General features: G+C 69.4%; 15 protein-coding genes. 5 read left to right on the top strand and 10 right to left on the bottom strand.

What is annotated here, in order from left to right; translation table 11 throughout:
* Nucleotides 1-86 precede the first annotated feature (86 nt).
* Nucleotides 87-908: an alpha/beta hydrolase gene (locus ACFV3E_RS32125; protein ID WP_500537841.1), complete on the bottom strand. Its 822-nt coding sequence runs from the start codon at nt 906-908 to the stop codon at nt 87-89.
* Between the two features lie 620 nt (nt 909-1,528).
* Between ACFV3E_RS32125 and ACFV3E_RS32120 the strand changes: the two genes are divergently transcribed.
* The gene (locus ACFV3E_RS32120) at nt 1,529-2,356 is read left to right on the top strand and encodes an SDR family NAD(P)-dependent oxidoreductase (RefSeq protein WP_500537840.1); all 828 of its coding nucleotides are present in this window, start codon (nt 1,529-1,531) and stop codon (nt 2,354-2,356) included.
* A gap of 63 nt (nt 2,357-2,419) precedes the next feature.
* On the opposite strand, the gene ACFV3E_RS32115 is transcribed toward ACFV3E_RS32120, so the two are convergent.
* Nucleotides 2,420-5,161, bottom strand: a complete 2,742-nt coding sequence (locus tag ACFV3E_RS32115) for an ATP-binding protein (RefSeq protein ID WP_500537839.1) — start codon at nt 5,159-5,161, stop codon at nt 2,420-2,422.
* A 694-nt stretch (nt 5,162-5,855) separates the two neighbouring features.
* Here ACFV3E_RS32115 and ACFV3E_RS32110 point away from each other — a divergent pair.
* Both ACFV3E_RS32110 and ACFV3E_RS32105 read left to right on the top strand, forming a co-directional pair.
* The gene (locus ACFV3E_RS32110) at nt 5,856-6,446 is read left to right on the top strand and encodes a TetR/AcrR family transcriptional regulator (RefSeq protein WP_500537838.1); all 591 of its coding nucleotides are present in this window, start codon (nt 5,856-5,858) and stop codon (nt 6,444-6,446) included.
* 223 nt (nt 6,447-6,669) lie between these two features.
* The gene (locus tag ACFV3E_RS32105) at nt 6,670-7,452 is read left to right on the top strand and encodes a FadR/GntR family transcriptional regulator (protein ID WP_500537837.1); all 783 of its coding nucleotides are present in this window, start codon (nt 6,670-6,672) and stop codon (nt 7,450-7,452) included.
* On the opposite strand, the gene ACFV3E_RS32100 is transcribed toward ACFV3E_RS32105, so the two are convergent.
* The 8 genes from ACFV3E_RS32100 to ACFV3E_RS32065 all read right to left on the bottom strand — a co-directional run bounded on the left by ACFV3E_RS32100 (nt 7,437) and on the right by ACFV3E_RS32065 (nt 15,706).
* Nucleotides 7,437-8,273, bottom strand: coding sequence for an amidohydrolase family protein (locus ACFV3E_RS32100; protein ID WP_500537836.1), 837 nt, complete (start codon nt 8,271-8,273; stop codon nt 7,437-7,439). The genes ACFV3E_RS32105 and ACFV3E_RS32100 overlap by 16 nt on opposite strands.
* Nucleotides 8,270-8,608 (bottom strand): L-rhamnose mutarotase, encoded by a 339-nt coding sequence (locus ACFV3E_RS32095; protein ID WP_500537835.1) that lies wholly within the window; start codon nt 8,606-8,608, stop codon nt 8,270-8,272. Before ACFV3E_RS32095 ends, ACFV3E_RS32100 begins: the two co-directional genes overlap by 4 nt.
* Nucleotides 8,605-9,786, bottom strand: a complete 1,182-nt coding sequence (locus ACFV3E_RS32090) for a mandelate racemase/muconate lactonizing enzyme family protein (protein WP_500537834.1) — start codon at nt 9,784-9,786, stop codon at nt 8,605-8,607. Before ACFV3E_RS32090 ends, ACFV3E_RS32095 begins: the two co-directional genes overlap by 4 nt.
* Before the next feature lie 31 nt (nt 9,787-9,817).
* Complete coding sequence (locus ACFV3E_RS32085; protein WP_500537833.1) at nt 9,818-10,720, bottom strand: carbohydrate ABC transporter permease; 903 nt, start codon at nt 10,718-10,720, stop codon at nt 9,818-9,820.
* A 2-nt stretch (nt 10,721-10,722) separates the two neighbouring features.
* The gene (locus ACFV3E_RS32080; protein WP_361007006.1) at nt 10,723-11,676 is read right to left on the bottom strand and encodes a carbohydrate ABC transporter permease; all 954 of its coding nucleotides are present in this window, start codon (nt 11,674-11,676) and stop codon (nt 10,723-10,725) included.
* A gap of 1 nt (nt 11,677) precedes the next feature.
* Complete coding sequence (locus ACFV3E_RS32075; RefSeq protein ID WP_500537832.1) at nt 11,678-13,048, bottom strand: ABC transporter substrate-binding protein; 1,371 nt, start codon at nt 13,046-13,048, stop codon at nt 11,678-11,680.
* 880 nt (nt 13,049-13,928) lie between these two features.
* The gene (locus ACFV3E_RS32070) at nt 13,929-14,690 is read right to left on the bottom strand and encodes an SDR family oxidoreductase (RefSeq protein WP_500537831.1); all 762 of its coding nucleotides are present in this window, start codon (nt 14,688-14,690) and stop codon (nt 13,929-13,931) included.
* Nucleotides 14,687-15,706 carry a zinc-dependent alcohol dehydrogenase gene (locus ACFV3E_RS32065; protein WP_500537830.1) on the bottom strand — a complete coding sequence of 340 codons (1,020 nt, stop codon included), beginning with the start codon at nt 15,704-15,706 and terminating at the stop codon, nt 14,687-14,689. The genes ACFV3E_RS32070 and ACFV3E_RS32065 overlap by 4 nt, the downstream gene beginning before the upstream one ends.
* A 153-nt stretch (nt 15,707-15,859) precedes the next feature.
* Between ACFV3E_RS32065 and ACFV3E_RS32060 the strand changes: the two genes are divergently transcribed.
* On the top strand, nt 15,860-16,858 hold the full coding sequence (locus tag ACFV3E_RS32060; RefSeq protein WP_500537889.1) for an aldo/keto reductase: 999 nt from the start codon (nt 15,860-15,862) through the stop codon (nt 16,856-16,858).
* A 91-nt stretch (nt 16,859-16,949) separates the two neighbouring features.
* Complete coding sequence (locus ACFV3E_RS32055) at nt 16,950-19,610, top strand: right-handed parallel beta-helix repeat-containing protein (RefSeq protein ID WP_500537829.1); 2,661 nt, start codon at nt 16,950-16,952, stop codon at nt 19,608-19,610.
* Nucleotides 19,611-19,739 lie beyond the last annotated feature (129 nt).

Raw genomic sequence — 19,739 nt, 5'->3', positions numbered from 1 at the left:
CCGGACCGTCCGTGACGGACGGCGCATTCATGAGGTCAAAGGTCGGCAGATCAGGGCCGGCGGGGTCCCGCGGTCCGCATGTGCGGTCACACATGGGCGGGGAGGTGTTCCTCGGCCCAGTTCAGTGCGTAGTCCGCGACTTCCCGCCAGCCGTCCTGGCCGATGATGAAGTGCGAGCGCCCGGGGAACTCCTGGTACTCGGTGACGGCGGGCGACTTCCGGTACAGGCGCCAATTGGCCTTGTTGACCTTGGGCGGGACGATGTGGTCGGCCTCTCCCGCGATGAACAGCAGCGGGGCCCTGCGGCTGTTGCGGAAGTCGACCCGGGTCGCGGCCCGGGGGTTGAAGTTGGCGAACGCCCCCTGGAAGAGGACCCGGGCCGAGCCCGGCACGGCATAGCGCTCGTAGTGGGCGTCGGACTGGCTCTCGCTGAGCGTGTTGGTGATGGCGTAGTGGAACTGCCGCGCCGTCAGGGAGACCGCCTTGTTCTTGTTGGCCGGGTTTCCCAGCACCGGCCACGCCGACTTGAGGGTCGACAGCGGCAGCGGAAGAACGCCCTTGACGGCTGCGGAGTCGATGGCGACCCCGGCACTGCCCAGGCCCCGATCGAGCAGGATCTGCACGATGGTGCCGCCGAACGAGTGGCCCATGAGGACGGGCGGATGAGGCAGGGCGCGGATGATCCGCTCGTAGTGGTCGACCACCTCGAGCAAGCCGACCCCCGCGATGCCCGAGGGGTCACGCCGCAGCTCCTCCACCTCGCGGTCCAGACCCGGCCAGGCGGGAGCTATGACTGCGTACCCCCGCGCCTCGTAGTACTGCTTCCACCCCTCCCAGCTGCGCGGGTTCACCCACAGGCCGTGGATGAGCACGATCGTGCCTGCCTCATTGGCGTGGGGCTCACTCATGCGGACCTCCGAAACGAATAGAACGTTCTGTTCACTAAAGCTAATCCCACCGATGCCCGCAGGCAAGCGGTGCCGCGAAAGGCACGGGGCGCACCGTCAGGACACGTCCAGCGCGTACGAGCACGCATCGGGCGCATGCCGAGCCGGTGTCGACCTGCATCGAGCACGAATCCGGACCGCGCCAAGCCGGCAGCGCACGCCCGCCTCCCGCAGCGCCCCCAGACTGTCGCCGGAAGCCCCGGTCCCACATCCGTCGAACGCCTGCGGGAAAACCGGTCACCGAGCCGTGCCGGGCAGTCGTTTCGACAGCGCACCAGGTGTCCGGCCGGTCGCCGGGCGGCAGCGCGAGCGGCAGGGACCGCGCAAGGCCCGGATTCCTCAGGCGAAAGGTCGAGAAGTCGCGGCCCGGAGCCCGGGCAGGTGGATTCCGCCGCCGTTCGGCCCCGGACCTGCCATGAACCCCAGTCGTCGGCACGGTCAGATGACTTATGCGGGGCGGTCCCACCGGCGCCGATACTGAGCAGGTGCCCGTGCGGTCACGCGCCGGTGCCGGACCTGTCGTGGTCCATCGTTGGCCACAATCATGGCTGTCTCACCGCTCCCACCATGCGCCGAGGAGCATGATGTCGAAGATCATCCTTGTCACCGGGGCGTCCAGCGGCCTCGGGGCAGCGACTGCCCAGGCCCTGGCCGAAGCCGGTCACATCGCCTACGCCGGAATGGGCGCGGCGTCAGGCCATCCGCCGATCGCCGGCAAACTGGACGGGGGCGCAGGCCATCAGGGCGCTCGGCCGCGTCCGATCGCCCTCGACGTCGCCGATCAGCGCTCGGTCAGCGCCACGGTCACCGACATCACGGCCGAAGCCGGGCGGATCGACTGCGTGGTACACACCATGGGGCCTGTGCCCCGGGGCCCCGTCGAGTCCTTCACCCCCTACCAGTTGGCGCAGATCTACGACGCGAACGTGCTGTCAACCCAGCGGGTGAACCGTGCTGTGCTGCCGCAGATGCGCGAACGCCAGGACGGCCTGCTGGTCTGGGTGGTGTCCCGCGGCGACCCCGCGGACGAGGCCCCCTATCTCGCCCTGCACTCCGAAAGCGCCGCGGTGATCGATCATCTCGCGGCAAGCTACGCGAAAGAACTGGCCGGCTTCGGGGTGGAGGTCACGGTCGTCATGGCCGGGCTGACCGTGCCCGAAACCAGCCGGCGGCTGCGGCTGGTCCTTCCGGACGACCTCGGTACGGCGCAGGCGTACGAGGGCCGGTATCCCGGTCTGGTCGATCGAGTCGACGCGCACCTGAACGATCAGGCCGCCACCGCGGCACGTCTCGCCCGCACGGCACACGCCGTCGCAGCCGTGGTGGACAGCCCGAAGGGCGCTCGCCCGCCGCGGGTCACCGCCGGTGCGCCCGGTGACCGGCTGCGGGGTACCGGCGACGTCGGTTAGGCAGATACGGAAGGGTGCGGTCAGGGCGTGGAAGCGGAAAGGTATCCGGCGTGGGCGCGGGTCTCACTCCTCCAAGGCACCGAGCGCGTCGCGGAGCGCTGCCCGGGAGGTGATGCCGAGCTTGGGAAAGATCTGGTAAAGGTGCGCTCCGACCGTCCGGTGCGAGAGATAGAGCCGTTCGGCGATCTGCTTGTTGCTCAGCCCCGATGCCGCCAGGTCCGCGATCTCCCGCTCCTGCGACGTGAGCACCTTCCCGCCCGCTTCGATCCTCGGCGCAACCCATCCGGCGGCCCGCAACTGCTTGGCCGAACGATCCATCCAGGGACCGGCGCGAAGCTCGGCGAAGGCGTCGTGGGCCAGCATCAACTGCCCTCTGGCCTCCGCGTTCGCCCTGGCTCGCCGGAGCCGTTCGCCATGGGCCAGCCGCACCCGCGCCAGATCGAATGGCCATTGCTCGACTTCCGGCAGGGCCAATGCCTCGCCGAACAGACGCACCGACTCCTCGTCGTCCGCGGCGCACAGAGCGGCCGAAGCGCCCGCGAGAAGCGCGAGCCGCGGGGAGAGCGCGGCGATGTCGTTGTCCCGGATGGCGCGCACATGAGCGGCCGCTTCCGCGGGGCGGTCGGTGCGGGCCGCGGCTTCGACGAGATCCATCATCACCCACAGGGCGTGCGGCACGTGGGAGGCGAAGGTGCCCGCGGGGCTGATGGCCGTCGCGTGCCGATAGGCGCCGGTGAAGTCGCCACGTCCGAGATCGGCCACGGTGCGTATGTGCCGGGCGTAGTGCAGTGCCATCCCGACGCCCCGCGGTGCGGCCCATTGGGAGATGCGGCCCGTCAGGAGGCCGACCGTCGCGTCCTCCCCGCGGGGGGCGGCGACGACGGCCCGGCAGTACCAGAAGTACCAGGTGAAGAACCGGTATCCGGAGTCCTCGCAGAGCTGGACTCCTTCCTCGGCCAGTTCGACGCACTCGTCCCACCTGCCGGTCAGGTAGCCGTCCAGGCACAGGTGCATCAAGGCGCCGAGATGCCGGCGCACCGGGCCGCCGTCCCGTCCCTGGCGGACGACCTTCCACGAGGGCTCACGGAGGGCCGACAACCGGTCGAGGTAGAGCGCCGCGGTGCCGACCCTGACGATGCGTCCGGGGTCGGTCTCTTCGGGAAGTTCGTCGAGGATGCGCTCCATCTCGTCCAGCGCGGCCGCTCCCGAACGCGCCGGGTCGGAGAAGGTCTTGCCGGCCACGGACAGCAGTGCGGGCGGCTCCGGGCGCAACCGGGAGAGCGCGGTGTAGAAGGGGTCCCACAACTCCGCGCGGCCGCTGAAGAAACACAGGAGCAGCAACAGGTGCACGGCGTCGACGACGGCGTTGTCCTCGGCGTCGTACTGGTGGGTGCCGGACTCGATGGCGCCCACCAGCAGGCGGTGAGCCGTGTCGATGTCCCCGTCACCGTTGATGACCAGATAGACGGCGGCAGCGGCGGAGCGCAGGGACCCGGCCAGGTCCGGGTCGGCGCGTCGGGCGTCCTCGAGCAGCTCCGAGACGCCGCGCAGCTCCCCCGTCGCGTCGGCGCCGATGTAAGCGGCCTCGGCCAGGCGGCGCGCCCGGTCCGACCCGTGGGGACTCAAGTCGGCCGCCCGAATCAGTGCCGCAACCGCCCCCAGGGCGTCACCGCGCGCCGTGATGCGGTGGGCGGCCCGCTCCAGCAGGGTGGCGACCTCCTCGTCCGGCTCGACGGACGCTTCTCCGAGATGCCAGGCCCGGCGCTCGGGCTGATGCGCCAGAGCCTGGGCCAGGGCCCGGTGCGCCGCACGGCGCTCGGCGCTGGAGCAGGCGTCGACGACGGCCGAGCGGATCAGGGGGTGCCGGAAGACGAGCCGCCGGGTGCCCTCATCGACGGTGACCAGCTGGTCCTGCTCGGCCGGGGCGAGATCTTCGAGGTCGGCGTCGCAACCGTCCTGCCGCGCCGCCGCGTGCAGGACCCCGAGATCGCCGGTTCCGTCCATCGTGGCGAGCAGCAGCAGGCGGCGGGTGGCAGCCGGCAGGCCGGAGACCCGGGAGAGGAACAGCGCTTGGAGCCGCTGGCTCAGCGGCAGGACCGCGGGAAGGTTCTCCAGCGCCATGCGCTGCTGCCCGCTCAGCACCGTGGGCAGTTCGAGCAGGGCCAGCGGGTTCCCTTCGGCCGCGGACAGCAGCCGACGCCGCACTCGTTCGGCAAGGTGCGGGAATCGCGCGTCGAGCAGCGCCCGGGACGACGTTTCGTCCAGCGGCGGCACCTCGTACTCGGGCAGTCCACCGCGGTTGAAGAAGGTCTCGCTTCCTTGGCGCACGGCGCCGAGGAAGCCGATCCGGCTGCCGCCGAGCCTGCGGGCGACGAAGCCGAACACGGCGGCGCTTGCGCGGTCCACCCACTGCAGGTCGTCGATGACGAGCAGCAGTGAGTCAGGTGCGGCCACCTGCCGAAGGAGCATGAGGGTCGCACTGGACACGACGAGTCGGTTCGGCGACGCTCCGCTGCCGAAGCCCAGCGCGACACGCAGGGCCTCCTGATGGGTGCTGTCCAGATCGCCGAACGTCTCGGAGAGAGGGAAGAGGAGTTGGTTCAGGCTGGAGTAACTCACGTCGGCTTCGAACTCGACACCGGCCGCACGCAGGACCCGCGTCCCGGTCGCGGACGCCGCCTCCGCCACGGCGTTGAGCAGAACCGTCTTGCCCACCCCTGCCTGCCCCGACAGCAGGAGCGCCCCGCCACGGTCGGTGGCGCCGAGGAAGCCGCGTATGCGATCCAGTTCCTTGGCACGCCCCACCAGAGCGCCAGCGGCTCCGTCATCAAAGGGGTCGCCGTAGCCCACCCGTCCACACTCCCGTCAGCCGTCCACGTCCGCCCGGGTTCCACTCGGGCGGATATTCCTTGAATTCATTGTCAAGGGGAGGTTCATGTTAGCGCGCGAACTCCCGGAATCACCTCACCGAGCCGTATTTCCACTGAGTCCGTCGGCAGTCCGGAAAACTCGGGAGAAGATTCTTTCACTGAGTGAAAGTCGTATCCCGGTGAGTGTCTGCGGGCGGTAGTGTGCCGTCTGGACACGGGCTCGCACGGGTCCCGGCCCAGGTGGGCGGCCGTCAGGTGCCCATCCAGCGGCGGGGGCGACCATGCGAGAAATAGCGGAACGCGCGCGACGCGGGGAACGGGAAAGGCGCCCCTCGACCCGTTGATTTCACGTACCCATTCCGGCAGCCAACGGCCATTCTCCCCCACGACCATTTCCCGCCCTCCTGTCGGGGAATAGTCGGCACCGTCGGCCCATAGCACAGTCCTCGCGTCCTTTTGCACGCCGGTCCGCTCCACCTGCACCGTCCCGACGGGAACATCGACGGCGCCCAGCGAGCATGCGAGCGGCCCTTCGGCGGCCCCGTCGCGGTTGTCCCAGTGGCGCTGCGACCTGGACGCCTGCCTGCGTCTCCCAAGATTATGGAAGGAACGTTCTATATAATGTCTCCATGACCGAGACGAAGAGCGGGCCTGCCACGACCGGCCGCAGGTCGGCGGCGCGGGAGCGGCTGCTGACCACGGCGAGCAGGCTCTTCTACACCGAGGGGATTCGCGCTGTCGGCGTCGACCGGGTGATGGCGGAGGCCGACGTCGCACGCGGCACCTTCTACCGGCACTTCGAGGGCAAGGACGACCTGGTGCGCGGCTACCTGGACGCCACCGATCACGACATCCGGGCCCGGGTGGCCGTGGCGGCCGAGAAGACGGGGGGAGGTGCGGCGTTGCTCGATGTCGTCGCGCACAGCATCGGCGAGGAGATCTGCGGTCCCGGGTTTCGCGGCTGCCCCTTCATCAACGCGGCCGCGGAGTACCCGGATCGGAAGTGCCCGATCCACCAAGCCGTGCTGAGGCACCGCGAGTGGTTCCGCCAGGTACTGGAGGACGCCCTCGCGACCATCGGCGTCGCGGACCCCCGGCAGTCCGCCGACCTGGTGGTCGCCCTACGTGACGGAGCGATGGTCGCGGGCTACCTCGGCGACTCCCGGTCCGCGGCGCGCACCCTGGTCCAGGGTGTCGACCTGGTCGTCGCGTCGGGCTGACGGAAGGGCGGGCCGGCGTCAGGAATCAGCTCGCGGTCCGTGCGGCCGGCAGTCCGGCCTGCTCCGGCGGCCACCGGGGTTCTGGCCCCACCCGGCAGCCTCTGTCGGCGACTTCGAGTTCGCCCGCCGGCAACGCCTCTGCGACCCGGACGTCACGTCGAAGACATGTCGTGAACCACGAACCGCTTCGCCCGCAGATTGCTCGAGCGATAAGGTCATACGTATGCCATCCGAGTCGCAGCCCTCGAACCGTCTGTTCCCGCCACGCCTGCCCGCCGGCCGCTTGGGTGTTGCAGTCGTTGCCGAGCTCGTCGACCTCATCGTGACGGGCCAGTTGCAGGAAGGCGCGTTGCTGCCCCCGGAGGGTCCGCTGAGCGAACACTTCGGCGTGAGTCGCACGGTGCTGCGTGAATCGGTGAAGCGGCTCGAGGAGAAGGGCCTGGTGATCGTTTCCCAGGGGCGCGGCACCCAGGTGCGGGCGCCGGGGTACTGGAACATGCTCGATCCGGTGGTGCTGTCCGCGTTGATCGACAACGACGCGACGCTCGGTGTCCTCGACGAGCTGACGATCGTGCGGGCGAGCCTCGAGTCGGCGATGGCGGGAGCGGTTGCCGCTTCTCGCAGCGCGGATGGGTTGAGGAGGCTGGAGAACGCGTTGATCACCATGCGTGAGAGCGAGTCCGAGACGGACTCGTTCCGGCAGGCGGACGTGGTGTTCCACTACGCGCTCATGGAGATCTCCGGCAACCGGCTGGCGGAGAACATCGCCAAGCATCTGTACAAGCGCGCCACCGAGTCCAGCCGCTACCAGGGCATCGACCCCCCTGACGCGGTCACACTGACCCTGAAGGAACACGCGGCGATCGTCGACGCCATCTCACGGAAGGACGTCGACGCGGCCCAGAAGGCGATGCACGATCACATCCACACCTCGTGGGAGCGTCGTCGGCTGCCCGACCACGCGCCTCGGGCGCGCGGCCGGGCGCTTGATCAGGAGAGCGAGTAGACGTCGGCGGCGTTGCGGCCGAACACACGTCCGCGTTCCGCGGCGGAAAGCCCGTCGAGCAGGGCTTCCAGAGCTGACTTCCAGGGCGCCGCTCCCCCGCCGAGCTCCGCCAACGGCCAGTCGGAGCCGTAGAGCAGACGCTCAGGGCCGAAGGATCCCAGGGCGATCGTCACCGGGGCGGCGAGATCGGCTGCCCGCCACGATCCGGGGGCCAGGCCCGACGTGAGTCCCGAGACCTTCGCGACGACGTTCGGTTGCCGCGCGAGATCCCGCAGCCGCGACGCCCACGTGCTCCTGTCCTGCCCGGGCCCGGGCGGACCGCCGAGGTGATCGAGCACGAAGCGGAGCCCGCCGTGGCGCGCGGCCAAGCGGGTCGCCTGAGGGAGCTGCCACTCACGCACGACGAGGTCGAAGCAGAGGTCCTCACGCTCGAGTACGGCGAGGCCCGCGCTGATCTCCTCGCGCATCATCCACTCCGGGTCCGGGTCGATGTGGGCCAGATGCCGCACCCCGACGACGGGGACGGCGGCGTCCTCGCGGATCCGGTCGAGCTGAGGCCCGACCTCCGCCGCGAGGTCGACCCACACGACGAGGCCGGCGATGGCGGGCGAGTCCAGCTTGGCGAGCCGGATGCTCTCTTCGAGGCTGTTGCTCGACTGCACGACCACGGCGCCGTCGAGACCGGTCGAGTCCAGCATCCCGCTCAGATCGGGGGCGCCGAAGTCGCGGGCGATCGGCGCCATGGTCTCCGGGTCGATCCAGTCCTGCGGGTCCACGGCTCGGTCCCACAGGTGCACATGGGCGTCGATACCTGCACTCATGCGAGGTGCCACACTTCCTCGACAGGCTGCCACAGCGCCCCGGGATCACGCTCCTCGGCGATCCTCACCTGGCACGGGTCGGTGTGCGTCCACCATTCCTGCGAAACCGGATCGTCGGCGATCCGCCGCATGTCCGCCTCGTGGTCCTCGCCGACGTACTCGTAGTAGGCGAAGAGGATGTCGCCGAAGATGAAGATGCTGTAGTTGCGTACGTTGCATTCGGTGAGCTTTCGCTCGACGCCCGGCCACACGGCACGGTGCAGCGCCAGGTACTCCTCGCGCTTGTCGGGCCGCACACCCACGACGAAGGCCCTGCGCTCAGGTCGACGGTTCACGAGAGTCGGCCTCCGCGGTACGACGGGTCGTCCATCACGTCCGGCTCGGCCACCAGCCGCAAGGCAGCCCGTTCGGGCCGGATGTGCGGTCCGGTCACCGCGGGCCGGGGCGGAGCGGCGTCGGCCGGTGACATCCGGGACTCGTCGACCACGATCCCGATGCCCGGGCGATCGCCCAGGACGATGCCTCCGTCGTCGAACTGCTGGTCGACGTCGAGACCGACGGGGAAGTGGAGGTCCTGGACTTCGAAGGCCAGATGGTTCGGCACGGCGGCGGCGGCGTGCGCCACCGGGTTCGCGTTGTACGCGACGGGACTCACCGGCAGGTCGTGGGCGTGTGCGAGCGTCGCGACGCGGAGGAAGTGGGTGATCCCCCACACGTTGCCGACCTGCACGATGTCGACCGCGTTGGCGTCCAGCAGGGGGCGGTACTGCTCCAGTCCGGTCAGGTTCTCGCCGGTCGCGATCGCCGCGCGCACCTTCCCGCGCAGCGAGGCCATGCCGGCCGCATCCCATCGGCGCAGCGGTTCCTCCACCCAGGTGAGGTCCATGCGCTCCTCGATGGCCGCGACGTACCGGGCCGCCTGGGCGTGGTTCCACGACTCGTTGGCGTCGAACATCAGCGCCGGCCGACGGGAGTTGCGGCTGAGGACGTCGCGCATGATCTCCAGCCGGGGCAGGTCGCGGTCGAGGTCGCGGCCGCCCTTGAGCTTGCCGGCCTTGAACCCGCGGTCCGCGAACCGCCCGTAGAGGCCGGCGAGTTCGTCGTCGTCCAGGCCGTACTCGAGACCGGACGCGTACCCGGGGACGAAGCGCTCGCGGCCCCCGAGGGTCCGCCAGAGCGGCTCGTCGGCGGCCTTGGCCTTGATGTCCCACAGGGCCATGTCGACGGCGCCGACGGTGCCGAAGGTGGATCCCGAGTGACCTGCCTTGAACACCCAGTCGAGCATCCGGTCGTAGAGGGCCACGACCGACCGCGGGTCACCGCCCTCGATCGCGGGGAAGACGCGGGCGATGTCGGCGTGGGACCCGAGGCCGACTCCCTCGATTCCGGCGTCGGTCTCGATGACGAGGACGGGGACCGGCGTGGTGTGGCCGGACTGGACACCGTTGACGTCCCCGGTGATTCTGCCCCAGTCGTGAACGGTGCTCAGACTGCGGTACCCGGTGATCTTCATCGGCGGTGGTTCTCCTTGCATGTGCGAGAGGTCATTCCTTGGTTCCTCCTGCTGTCATTCCCGCGACCAGGAATCGCTGGGAGAACAGGAAGACGACCAGGACGGGCAGGATCGACACGATCGTCCCCAGCGCCAGGGTCGGCAGCTGAAGGGAGTCGGATCCCGCGGAGCTGGGATTGAAAGCCGGGGTTGACGCCAGGAGCGAGGTGAGCCCGACCTGGACCGGGTAGCCGTCGCTCGACGGCAGCATCACGAACGGGAGGAAGAAGTTGTTCCAGTTCTGCACGAAGCTGAAGAACGCCACCAGGGCGACGATCGGGGCGGCCAGCGGAAGGGCGACCTTGGTGAAGACCTGGAACCCGCTGCAGCCGTCGATGCGCGCGGCCGCGAGGATGTCACGAGGGATGCTGGTCGAGAAGTAGATGTAGGTGAGATAGACGCCGAACGGGAAGAACGACATGGGCAGGATCACCGACAGCGGGCTACCGATCAGACCGATGCTGTTCAGTTCGAGGAAGATGGGCAGCACCAGCGCGGTGTTGGGGATCAGCATGACGACGAGTGTCAGCACGAGCAGCGCCTGCCGGAGCCTGAACTCCGTGAGCGCGAGCGCGTAGCCGGCGGGGATGCTCACGAGCAGCGTGATCACCAGAGCGCCGATCGCGTACAGCGCGGAGTTGCCGATCCAGGTCGTCACCGCGCCGTCCTGGAAGTCGAACAGCTGGTGCCAGTTGGCGACGAGGTCCGACCAGGACCCGATCGAGAACGGGTTGGCGACGACGAGCGTCTTCGAGGACTTCGTGACCGCGAGGAGCAGCCAGACGATCGGGACGGCGAAGAACAGGACGAAGACGGCGAGCAGGACGCCGATGATGGACCGGCCGCTCCACCCGCTCAGACTCGGCCGGCGGCGTTCGGCGGAGAGTGCTGCCATGGTCATTCCTTCTCGAAGAGGCCGCCGCGGGTCACGAACACCCAGGACAGCAGGAGTGCGACGACCAGCAGGATCAGCGAGATCGCGGCCGCGCCGTTGAAGTCGTTCTGCTGGAAGGCGTACTGGTAGGCCAGCTGGTTGAGCGAGTAGTCGTTGGGCACCACCGCGTTGCTGGCCTGGCTGAGCAACTGAGGCTCGACGAACAGCTGGGTGCCTGCCGCGAGCGACATGACGCCCATGTACGCCACCCACTTGCGCAGCATCGGGAGCTGGATCCGAAACGCGATCTGGACGGCGTTCGCACCGTCGATGCGGGCGGCCTCGATCACTTCGGTGCTGATGTTGTTGAGCGCGCCGTACATGATGAGGATCCACCCGCCGGCCCCGGTCCAGAACGCGATGATCGCGAAGATCACCGGAAGGTGCCCGGGTTGGATCACCTGCACGAAGCTGTCGAACCCCATCGCCCCGAGCAGACCGCTGACCGGGCTGGCCGTCGGGTCGAGGACGAAGAGCCACAACAGGACGCTGGACGCGCCCGCGAGCGCGCCGGGCAGGTAGTAGACGAAGCGCAGGGTCGTGCTCAACCACCGCACACTGACGGCGTGGACCACCAGCGCCAGGCCGACGACGAAGACGAGCAGCCCGAGGAGCCAGATGACGAGATAGACGGTCACGTGGGACACGGCCGGCCAGAACCGGAAGTCGCCGACGACCTTGGTGAAGTTGTCGAAGCCCGCGAATCCGCCGTCCGCGTCGGTGAAGGCCAGCAGCACCGCGTAGAGCGAGGGGACGATCCCGAAGGCGAGGGTGAGCAACGCGTAGGGCGAGACGAAGAGATAGCCGATCGGAGTGCGGGCGAACGCGCGGCCGGGCGGCCGGCCGCCGCCCCGGCCCGACCGCCGGCGCCCGGAGGCGTCGACGGCCGGCCCACCACTCGGAGGAGCGAGGGTCATGTCACTTCACCTGGTATCCGTTGACCTTGGCCTGGTTCGCGATCGCCGTCTGCCAGTCCGGAAGCAGGTCCACGATCGACTTGCCGCCCGTGACCCCCGGGGTGATCGTCTTCGCCCAGATCGCCTCCTGGCTGAACGTGGGGTAGCCCCAGCCGTCCCAGACCTGCGACGCCGCGGTCACCACCGGCTCCAGCGGGGTGGCGTAGTACTTGCTCGCCTCCTGCTTGGCGACCCACTTCTGCGCGGCGGGCGCGTACGCCGGGTAACCCGGTGCGACGTCGACCTGGTACGCGTCGGCCGTGGTGGCGAACTCGACGAACTTCTCGGCGGCCTTCAGGTTCTTCGAGTGGCTGGAGACGAACCAGGTTCCGCCACCCACGTTGCCCGTCGCGGCCTGGCTCTCGCCCTTCCACGGCAGCGGCGCGGCGACGCCGAGCTGCCCGGCCTTCACATTGAGCGACTGCGGGTTGTTGAAGATCGCGCCGGCGTACCAGGCCGGACCCGGCATCATCAGCACCTTGCCCGTGTACTTCTTCAGGAACTCGGGAGTGAACACGCTGACCACCGGCACCGTCCCGTTGCCGCGGAGGGTGTCGAGCATCGAGGCCGCCCGCTTGCACTCGGTCGAGTCCGTCTTCACTGTGACGGACTTGGGACCGGTCACGTCATTGGCCTGGCACTTGCTCCCCCACATGAACACCTCGGGCGTCCAGGCGTCTCCGGCCGTCCCGACGATGTAGCCGGGGTGCTCCTTGGCGACCTTCTCCCCGAGGGCCTGGTACTCCTCCCACGTGGTCGGGAGGGCGTAGCCGAACTGCTCCAGCAGGGACTTGTTGTACCAGAGCACTGCCTGCGCGAGGTCGTTGCGCAGGCAGTACACGCGGCCCTCCACCGTGCACGGGTTGAGCGAGCCCGCGGTGAAGTTGCCGAGCGTCTCCTTCGGGACCAGGCCCTTGTCCAGCACGGCCGCGAACGCCTGCTTGCCGGCGCTCTTCTGGCTGGCCCACGACGCGTCGTTGTTCTGGCTGGAGAAGACGACGTCGGGCCAGCCGTCACCGGCGCGGTCGAAGAGCTGCATCTTCGTCCGGAAGGAGTTGGACCCGTTGGCCGAGCCGTCATAGGTGACGACCTTGATCTTGGTGTCCGGGTTGGCCGTCTGGAACGCCTTCGCGGCGGCCTGTCTGTCCGCGTCCACCCAGACGGTGATCGTCGAGGAGGCCTCCTGCTTGGCCTCGGGAAAGCCGTACGACCCGTTCGCCGAGCTGCCTTGGCCGCCGCAACCGGCGAGCGTCAGCAGCGCCGTTGCGGCGCATATCACGGCGATGGTCGACGCCTTACGGCGCGAACGCACCACAGTATGAATTCCGGCCATGGGATGTCCTTGTCTTGTCGACTTCTTTGACGACTCCGCGCGAGGACTGTAGAGCATACGTATGATGTTTGTCACGAGCTGGAGCCGCCTCATCTTGAGCAGTTGCCGTCTGGGGCCTGGTCATTCGGGGTCGCGACGCCGGACGAGGCCCGGGAGGCACTGCCGCCGGCGCGCCGCGGGTGCTTCCGCCGGCTCGGTTCAACTCGGCTGAATCAAGAGGTGATCGAGTGCCCGGCAAGGGCGGGCGGCCAAAGGCGTGCTGCCGCCGGGCGATACCGGATCCCCCATCTCGTCGGCAACGGCGTCACGTGCGAACGCCGTCGTCCGACTTCCCGCCCCGGGACCGGGACCGGGTCCGTGCGTCCTCCGCCGGTGGCGCGATCGGCGGCCGGATGGGGAGTTCCACGTCCGGTCGCGCGGCGAGCCGCGAGAGGGAGGGGAACGTACCGGGCCTGCGCCACCTCGACCGCAGTGCCTTCCCCCGCGCCGGCACCGCGCTCATGCCGACCGCGGCGACCATGTCCCGCAAGGTCAAGGGTCGTTGACGGAGCCGGAAGAGGTCCGGGAGCGCCTGCGGAACGAACGGGCGGTGCGCCGGTGGGGCCGACCGAGCCGGCCCCTGATGCCACATCAACACGTGTGATCTCGTCGCGGGGCCGGTCGGCGCGTCGAGGCCGACGCCACCCACCCGCACCGGCTCATGCCGCGCAGGCGGAGGCCCCACGGCAACGTCGCCGCCCGCGCGCCGGTCGAGGCGCGGGCGGCGGCGGCGCGGAAGAGCCCCGCCGTCGCCCCGAAGGGCGGCGCGTGCCCGCGCGTCAGCCTTCCCGCACCGCCCCCCGCAGGAGCGGTGCCACCGCTGTCGGGGGCCGGAGAACCCTCAACGGCCGAGCCAGCCGCCGTCGACCGGCACGATCGTCCCGGAGACGTAGCGCGCGGCGTCCGACGCCAGGAACACGGCGGCGCCCGCGATGTCCTCCGCCGTTCCCCACCGCCCCGCCGGAATGCGCTCGAGGATGGCGCGGGACCGGTCGGGGTCGTCCTGAAGCGCCTGCGTGTTGTCGGTCGCGATGTAGCCCGGGGCGATGCCGTTGACGGTCACACCGTGTCCGGCCCATTCGTTCGACAGCGCCCGGACCAGTCCCGCCACGCCGGACTTGGCCGCCGCGTAGCCCGGCACGTTGATCCCGCCCTGGAACGAGAGCAGGGAGGCGGTGAAGACGACGCGCCCGTACCGCGCGTCCAGCATCCGCCGCCCGAGAGCCTGGCTGAGCACGAACGCGCTCGTGAGATCGACTTCGAGCACCTCGTCGAACCATTCCAGGGGATGCTCGGCGGCGGGAGCGCGGCGGATGGTCCCGGCGTTGTTGACCAGGATGTCCACCGGGCGCTCGCCGGCGGCGAGTTCCTCGCCGAGCCGGGTCACCTGCCGCCGGTCCGCGAAGTCGACGCGGTGTCCGGAGAACTCACGGCCGAGCCCTCGCACGCGGTCGCCGATCGCCGACGACGCCGGGTCGAGGGTGGCGGAGACCCCGAAGATGTCGGCACCGGCGGCGGCCAGAGCCTCGGCGACGGCGAACCCGATGCCACGCTTGGCCCCCGTCACGACGGCGAGGCGCCCGGTCAGGTCGAAGGGGTTCATGACGCGCTCACCTCGACGAGCAGCTTCATCGCTTGCCCGGCTTCCAGGACACCGAAGGCCGATTCGACTTCACTCAGGGGCACGATGCCCGTGATGAGCTTCCCGGCCGGGATGGCGCCCTCGGCCAGGAGCTCGACGGCGCGCTCGAAGTCGTGGCGCTGGTAGACCCGCGCACCGAGCAACCTCAGCTCCCGCCAGAACACGCGGTGCAGGTCGATGGGCCGCGGTTGCGAGTGGATGGCCACCACGACGAGCGTGCCGCGGACCTTGACCAAGCCGGTGGCGGCGAGCACGGCGGCGGCCGAGCCGGAGACCTCGAAGACGACGTCCGCTCCGGCGCCGTCCGTCCACTCCTCCACCCAGGCGACCTGATCGACCGACGAGGGGTCCAGCGTCGTCAGCCCCATCTCCTCGGCGGCCGCACGCCGGTTCGGGTCGATCTCGGCGATCACGACCTCGGCACCGGACGCGGCGGCGACACTCGCTATCAGAACGCCGATCGGGCCCGCGCCGATGACGACCGCCTTGTCGCCCGCGGCGAGTTCGGAACGCCGTACGTCATGGACCGCCACCGCGACGGGCTCCACCAGCGCGGCGTCCCGCAGGGAGATCTCCGAGGGCAGCCGTACGAGTGTCGACGCCGGTACGTTCCAGTACTCCTGGAGGGCTCCGGGGCTGTCGATGCCGATGAAGTCCAGGTTCTGGCAGATGTGCTCGTTCCCCGCGCGGCAGGCCGGGCACGTGCCGTCCCAGGCCAGCGGCATGACGGTCACCGCGTCACCCACCGACCAGCCCTCCACGCCGGTGCCGAGGGCGACGACCGTGCCCGACATCTCGTGCCCGATCGTCACCGGCCTGCTGACCCGGCCGTCCATGTCCCCGTGGAAGACATGGAGGTCCGTGCCACAGATCCCGACGTACGCCACGGCGACCCGGACCTCCCCCGCCCGCGGCTCAGCCGGTTCCCGCTCCTCGACCGTCATCGTGCGCGCGCCCACGTAACTCGCCGCCAACATATCGATCGGCCCCTCCTCGCTCTGTCGCGGGCCGCGCCGGCCCACAGCCCTGCGCACCCTAGCAGGAAACATCATACGTATGCTGTCGTCGCTACAATCTGCCGCGTGACCAGCAAGCCGCCATCGCGCGACCACACATCCACGAAGCAGACGCTGCCGACCCGGGCCTTGCGAACCGGGCACCGGCTCACGGAATTGGGCCTGGGCGCGGCCCAGTTCGGCAACCTGTTCGCCGAGACGACCGACGACGAGTCGCGTCGCGCCGTCGGAGCCGCGGCCGAGGAGGGGATCCGCTACTTCGACACCGCGCCGCACTACGGCCTCGGGCTCTCCGAACGCCGCCTGGGCGACGCCCTGCACGGGACCGCTCGGCAGGGCGCCCTTATCTCCTCGAAGGCCGGCCGCCTGCTCGTGGACAGCCCGGAGACGGCTCATCGGCTCGACGACGACGGGTTCGTCGTGCCGGCCGCAAAGAGGCGGGTCTGGGACTTCAGCCGCGACGGGGTCCTTCGTTCCGTCGAGGAGTCACTGGCGCGGCTCGGGACGGACCGGCTCGACATCGCGTATCTACACGACCCGGACGACCACTGGGGGCCGGCGTCGTCGAGCGGGGTCGCCGCTCTGGCCGAGCTGCGGGACCAGGGTGTCGTGGGTGCCATCGGCGTCGGCATGAACCAGGCCGCGATGCCGGCCGAGTTCGTGAGGCGGACCGACGTCGACGTGGTGATGGTCGCCGGGCGGTTCACCCTTCTCGATCAGTCCGCGCTGGACGATCTGCTACCAGTCGCCGGCGCCCGCGGCGTCGGCGTCGTCGCCGCGGCGGTGTACAACTCCGGACTGCTGAGCAGTGCGGCCGTGGACGGCTCGGCGACCTACGACTACGGGGTGGCCCCGCGAGCCGTCGTCGAACGTGCCGCCCGCATCGCTGCGGTCTGCGAGCGGCACGGCGTAGAGCTTCCCGCGGCCGCCGTCCAGTACCCGTTGCGCCATCCCGCGGTCGTCTCGGTGGTGACGGGGATGCGCACTCATGAACACGTGCGAAGCAATGTCGCGCGGTACCGGGCGGTGATCCCGGAGGCGTTGTGGGAGGAGTTGCACGTCACCGGGCTCGTCCCTGACCCGGTCCGGACAAGTCGCTTCTCCAGGACCTGAGTTAAACGTCATACGTATCTTGTAACAAACATCATACGTATGCTAACTCTGTGGCGGGCATCAACGCCCCCATCACAGGAAGCGATCGAACATGACATCGACGTCAGACTCGACACGCTCGGTGAGCAGACGATGGAGACGGCGGACGGGCACCCTCGCGGTCCTCGGCGCCTGCGCCGTCATCGCATCAGCGCTCATTCCTCTCCAGGCCCAAGCCGCGCCCCGGGCGGAGTACTTCGCGGCGCCGGACGGCAAGGACGCCGGGCACTGCAGTCAGTCGCAGCCGTGCTCGCTGGAGCGGGCGCAGCATGTCGTCCGCCCCGCCGTCAAGCACGGTGACGTGGTCGTCCACCTCGCCGACGGCACCTACCGGCTCTCCGAGCCCCTGCGGTTCGGACCCGGTGACGACGGCGGCGACCACACGGTCCATTGGACCGCCGCACCCGGCGCCCACCCCGTCATCACAGGCGCCTCGAAGGTCACCGGCTGGTCCAAGTCCGAGGCGGGGTCGGGTATCTGGGAGGCGGACACCCCCAGCGGCCTCGACACCCGCCAGCTCTACGTGAACGGCGTGATCGCCCCTCGCGCCGCCATCCGTCTGGCCAACGCGGACGTCACTCCCACCGCGACCGGTCTCACCATCAAGAACCCGGCCCTGAGCTACCTCGCCACGCTCCCCGACCAGGGGCGCATCGAGTTCGAGTCCCTCGGCGACTTCACGAACCGCTACTCGCCGGTCAAGAGCATCAGTGCCACCGAGATCACGATGGCCCAGCCGGCCTGGGACAACAACACGTGGGGCTGGGACACCGTCCAGAACTCGTTCCTGGCCGGTCCGAGCTGGTACCTCGACAACTCGCTGAGCTTCCTGACCCAGGTCGGCCAGTGGTACATAGATCCGAGTGCCGGGAAGCTCTACTACAAGCCGGCGGACGGGGTCGACCCCAACGGGCTCGACGTCGAGCTGCCCCGCATGGAGTCGCTGATCAGCATCGGCGGGACGTACGACAAGCCGGTGACCGGACTCGCCTTCAAGGGCATCCAGTTCTCCGGAACCTCCTGGCTCGGCCCGTCGACCGACGGGTACGCGGACCAGCAGAACGGCCTCTTCATCAAGGGCGCTTACGACTACCGCCCCGCCGACGCCTTCACCAACTGCTCGCGCGGCTGTGAGATGTTCGAACGGGCACGCACCAGCTGGTACCAGGAGCCCGCCGCCGTGCAGGTCTCCGCCGCCAGCCGCATCTCGTTCACCGGCAACACGTTCACCAACCTCGGCCAGTCGGCGCTGGGCATCGGGAACGACGCCAACGCCACGGTGACCGGGGTCGGGCTGGGCGCCGGCGACATCGAGGTGGTCGGCAACCGGTTCACGGAGAGCAGCGGCCACGGCGTCGCGGTCGGCGGCGTGCTGCCCGACGCGCACCACCCGAGCGACCCGCGGATGACCAACCACGACATCCTGATCTCCGACAACACGATCAATCGCGTGGCGGTCGACTACAAGGACAACAGCGGCATCCTCAGCACCTATGTCACAGGTGCCCGCATCCTGCACAACGAGGTCTCCAACGTCCCCTACGACGGCATCGACACCGGCTACGGCTGGGGCATCAACGACGCCGGGGGCTCGAACGACTACGTCGACCGCGGCTACTACAAGTGGAACACGCAGTACACGACGCCGACGACGCTGAAGGACAACCGCGTCGAGGGCAACCTCGTGCACAACACGAAGGCGCGCTTCGCCGACGGCGGATCGGTCTACAACCTCTCCGCCAGTCCGGGAAGCGTCGTCGCCAAGAACTATCTGTTCAACATCTCGGGAGTCGGCCTCTACCTCGACGAGGGCTCCCGCTCGATGACCTACGAGAACAACGTGGTCCAGGGCGGTTCCTTCCTCTTCACCAACGCGTACAGCCTCCGCAACAACACCAGTGACAACGTCATCCAGAACAACTGGTACAACTCGGGCGGCGCCTCGACGCCGAACGCCGCGGCGCACAACAACCAGCTGATCAACAACGTGAAGGTCACCGCCGCGAACTGGCCCGCGGGCGCGCGGGACGTGATCTGCCAGGCGGGTGTCGCGCCGCAGTACCGGACGTCGCTCAACGCGAACCAGTTCGGCTTCAGCGGGTGCCCGGTCGGTGCACCCGTAGCGCCCGGCCTCCGCACTGCCGGAGGTTCGGCCGTCAGCTCGTACTTCGGCCAGAGCTTCGGTGGATTCGGGATCGCCGCGGCAGGCGCCGACGTGTGGGGCGCGGGCGGTCAGCACGACGACCAGTACGGCTCGATCTACCGGGACGACTCGTTCGCGGCCGACTCGAGCGTGTCCACCCGGGTGGTGTCGGTCAACGACGCCAACGCCTGGGCCAAGTCCGGGGTCATGGTCCGCAACGACATGACCAAGGCGGGAAGTTCGGCCGGGTACTCCGTCGTCGCGGTCACCGCCCGCAATGGCGTCGTGTTCGAGTGGGACGCCAACGGCGACGGGTACCTGGACACCGACGCCCGCGCCGCCGTCGACATCTACCGCCCCATCTGGGTGAAGCTCACCCGATCGGGCACCTCGTTCAGCGCCTCGTACTCCTACGACGGCGCCAACTACGTACCGATCGGTCAGCCCGTGACGCTGGCCTCGGCGGCAGCGCAGCAGGACGCGGGCATCTTCTCCACGTCCCACGACGTCACGCAGTCAGCGATCAACCAGTTCGACTCCGGCTCCTTCACGGCCGCGATGATGCCGTAGGTGCCGCTCACGGGGGGTCGACGACAGGCCCGGTGAGGTGTTCCGGAGCGCGCCGGCAGGACGGCGGTTCGCGGACTCCGGCGGCGGGCGCACGAGAGGACCAGAGCACCAAACGTGACCTGTCGTCGG

Origin of the sequence: Streptomyces sp. NPDC059718, from assembly GCF_042733315.1 — a bacterium.
In the GTDB taxonomy this organism is placed as follows: domain Bacteria; phylum Actinomycetota; class Actinomycetes; order Streptomycetales; family Streptomycetaceae; genus Actinacidiphila.
This window is presented reverse-complemented; position numbering and strand designations above follow the sequence as displayed.

Bases quoted from the DNA above. Each gene is read 5' to 3' on its own strand.
- ACFV3E_RS32125 (WP_500537841.1), bottom strand. From the start codon at position 908: ATGAGTGAGCCCCACGCCAATGAGGCAGGCACGATCGTGCTCATCCAC.
- ACFV3E_RS32120 (WP_500537840.1), top strand. From the start codon at position 1,529: ATGATGTCGAAGATCATCCTTGTCACCGGGGCGTCCAGCGGCCTCGGG.
- ACFV3E_RS32110 (WP_500537838.1), top strand. From the start codon at position 5,856: ATGACCGAGACGAAGAGCGGGCCTGCCACGACCGGCCGCAGGTCGGCG.
- ACFV3E_RS32105 (WP_500537837.1), top strand. From the start codon at position 6,670: ATGCCATCCGAGTCGCAGCCCTCGAACCGTCTGTTCCCGCCACGCCTG.
- ACFV3E_RS32100 (WP_500537836.1), bottom strand. From the start codon at position 8,273: ATGAGTGCAGGTATCGACGCCCATGTGCACCTGTGGGACCGAGCCGTG.
- ACFV3E_RS32090 (WP_500537834.1), bottom strand. From the start codon at position 9,786: ATGAAGATCACCGGGTACCGCAGTCTGAGCACCGTTCACGACTGGGGC.
- ACFV3E_RS32085 (WP_500537833.1), bottom strand. From the start codon at position 10,720: ATGGCAGCACTCTCCGCCGAACGCCGCCGGCCGAGTCTGAGCGGGTGG.
- ACFV3E_RS32080 (WP_361007006.1), bottom strand. From the start codon at position 11,676: ATGACCCTCGCTCCTCCGAGTGGTGGGCCGGCCGTCGACGCCTCCGGG.
- ACFV3E_RS32075 (WP_500537832.1), bottom strand. From the start codon at position 13,048: ATGGCCGGAATTCATACTGTGGTGCGTTCGCGCCGTAAGGCGTCGACC.
- ACFV3E_RS32070 (WP_500537831.1), bottom strand. From the start codon at position 14,690: ATGAACCCCTTCGACCTGACCGGGCGCCTCGCCGTCGTGACGGGGGCC.
- ACFV3E_RS32065 (WP_500537830.1), bottom strand. From the start codon at position 15,706: ATGTTGGCGGCGAGTTACGTGGGCGCGCGCACGATGACGGTCGAGGAG.
- ACFV3E_RS32055 (WP_500537829.1), top strand. From the start codon at position 16,950: ATGACATCGACGTCAGACTCGACACGCTCGGTGAGCAGACGATGGAGA.